This is a genomic window from Pantoea sp. CTOTU49201 (genome assembly GCF_032054795.1).
Taxonomy (GTDB): Bacteria; Pseudomonadota; Gammaproteobacteria; order Enterobacterales; family Enterobacteriaceae; genus Pantoea; species Pantoea symbiotica.
Genome location: NZ_DAMBSA010000532.1, coordinates 1 through 2,540, shown reverse-complemented (window position 1 = coordinate 2,540; position 2,540 = coordinate 1). Strand labels below are relative to the sequence as shown.

Annotated in this window: 3 protein-coding genes; all 3 read right to left on the bottom strand. The window is 59.1% G+C overall.

The window, feature by feature from the left end:
- On the bottom strand, window positions 1-381 hold a 381-nt coding region (locus RTY00_RS23350; RefSeq protein ID WP_312666552.1), incomplete at its 3' end, for an FGGY family carbohydrate kinase.
- A gap of 60 nt (window positions 382-441) precedes the next feature.
- On the bottom strand, window positions 442-1,281 hold the full coding sequence (locus tag RTY00_RS23345) for an aldolase (protein ID WP_312666551.1): 840 nt from the start codon (window positions 1,279-1,281) through the stop codon (window positions 442-444).
- The coding region (locus tag RTY00_RS23340; RefSeq protein WP_312666550.1) for an FAD-dependent oxidoreductase at window positions 1,265-2,540 on the bottom strand (1,276 nt) is incomplete at its 5' end. The genes RTY00_RS23345 and RTY00_RS23340, both read right to left, overlap by 17 nt.

Here is a 2,540-nt window from a genome sequence, read left to right as displayed (position 1 = left end):
GGGTTTTTGCAGCGAAATCTGGTAGATGCGCTTATCCGCGCCGCTGATTTCCAGGGCATGCACTGTGTCACAAGCTCGATGATCGATAGACTGAATACCAAACAGTGGCTGCTGATGCTTATCCAGTGCGTACAAACCGTTGCCGTGACCGGCCGCGCCAACCGCAATCACATCGCTGGCTGGCGTACCCGCCTGTTGCAGGCAACGGCTCACCGCATCGCTGACGCCATGCCAGATATCCGCCACCGGCCGTTCGGCGTAACCTTCCTGTGGACGATGGGTTTCTCCCGCGCACTCGGCCACCGACAATACGCGACCGCTGAGATCAAACAGCACCGCTTTGATCATGGTGTTTCCGGCATCAATACCGACTATCTTCATATCCGACTCCGTGCAACTGGCGAAGACGGCGCACCGCTAAAGCGCCGGTGCAGGTAAGGCTCAACCCTGCTGATAGATTTCCAATGCGTCCGGGCCGCTGGCGCCCTGATGAATAATCGCCATCAGCGCTTTCACCACGCGCGACGGATTATCGTGCTGATAAACATTGCGGCCATACACCATGCCGCTGGCACCTTGCGCCATCAGCGCGGCGCTTTTCGTCAGCACGCCCGCCAGTTCACCTTTGCCGCCGCCGCGCACCAGCGTAGGACAGCGCGCCGCTTCCACCACGCGATGAAAATCCTCCACGTTCTCAGTGGGATCGGCTTTGATGATGTCGGCACCCAATTCACGCGCCAGCCGCACCAGCGGCACAATCTTCTCCACATCGCCCAGCGAGCCGTAAGCCGCGCCTTGTCCAGCGGGTGCCATCACCAGGGGTTCAATCATCAGCGGCATGGCGTAGCGATCGCAGGCCTGACGCAGGCGGCCAATGTTTTCAACGCACATGCGGAAAATGCCCGGTTCATCCGGGATCAGATAGAGATTCACCACCACCGCAGCGGCGTCCATCTGCAACGCGGCAAGGATCGGTTCATCAGGATTGTGCAGCACCGCCCACATTTCCCGGTGACGCGCCGCGTTGTAGGCATTGCCCACATCGGTGCGCATCACCAGCGCCGGTTTACGTCCAGCCACACGCTGCAGCAGATCGGCCTGTCCGTAGTTGACCTGAATCGCATCCGGCTGCGCGGCGATCAGGTTATCCATCACGCCCTCAATATTCTCCAGACCGATGAGAAAATCGGGCTCGTTGGCGATACCGTGATCAATGGCGACATCCAGGCATTTACCGTGTTGAAACAGACGCTGCATGCGCACTTTATTGGTTACTAACATGTCGTGTTTCCTCCTGAAAAACCGTGGGGTGAAGGCCGGTAAGTCCGTGCAAACGTGCCAGATTGGCGCAGCCGCGCTGCAGCTGCTGTGCGCGTTCGCTATCGCTCCAGCCGAGTGTCGCCGCCATGATCTCGGCGATCTCCTGCACCAGCGGCGCGCTAAGTTCACCGCAAATTGCCAGCGAGGTGCGGCGTACCAGCAGATCCTCCAGCTGACAAACCTGTTCATGCTCAATCAGATACCGCAATTCGAGATCGCTGTAGGCGGCGTGATGCTGCAACATTTGCTCGCTGTGCTGCTGGATCAGCGCCAGCAGCGGCAGGGCGCGGCTGCCGTAACGTTTGGCGAGCTGCATCGCGCGCGGCAGCGGCACGCCATAACGCTGCGCCAGTTGCGCCAGCCACGCGGTTTGTCCTGAAGGTTTGGGGAAGTCTCGCCCGCCGCCAATCGGCATATCGCCGCTCGATACCTGACGTTTTTCACCGAGCAGACGCAGCACGCGATCCGCCGCTTCTTCACCAAACTGACGGAAAGTGGTCCATTTGCCACCGACTAAACAGAGCGTGCTCCAGGCGCGATTGGCGTCAGCTGGCAGCACCACTAACGAGTGATTACGTGAGATTTGGCCGTTAAGTTTGGCCTCGCTGGCGGGCAGCGGACGTACGCCGCAGAAGGTATAAACGATGGCGGAATCCGCCACCTCGATATGCGGGAAGACGAAACGCAGTGACTCGAGGATGTAATCCTTTTCCTCCTCTTCGCACACTACTGCATCGGGATCGTCCACGCGGATATCGGTTGATCCCACCAGCACCTTGCCGAACCACGGGAACATGATGCAGACGCGGCCTTCCTGGTTTTCGAAATAGACCATTTCGCCATCCAGCATATGCAGCAATTCGGGATGAGCGAGGATCAGATGCGATCCTTTGGTGCCGCCAATCAGCTTTGGCAGATCGCGGCTGGAGGTGATGCGTTGGTTAAGCTGGTCGATCCAAGCGCCACCGGCATTCACCAGCACATGCGGTTGCAGGCTAAACTGCTCGCCGCTCAACGCATCCTGCAAAATAACGGTTTCGCCCTCGGCGCTGACCAACTGCAGATAATTGAGCGCCAGCGCCTCTGGACAGGCTTTTTCGGCATCATCAATCAACTCAAATCCCAGTCGTTCCGGCGCGCTGATCCACGCATCGTAATAGCTGGCGCTGTATTTCACCCAGGGCGCGAATCCCGGCCAGCGATTGCGCGTGGCGGCCTCA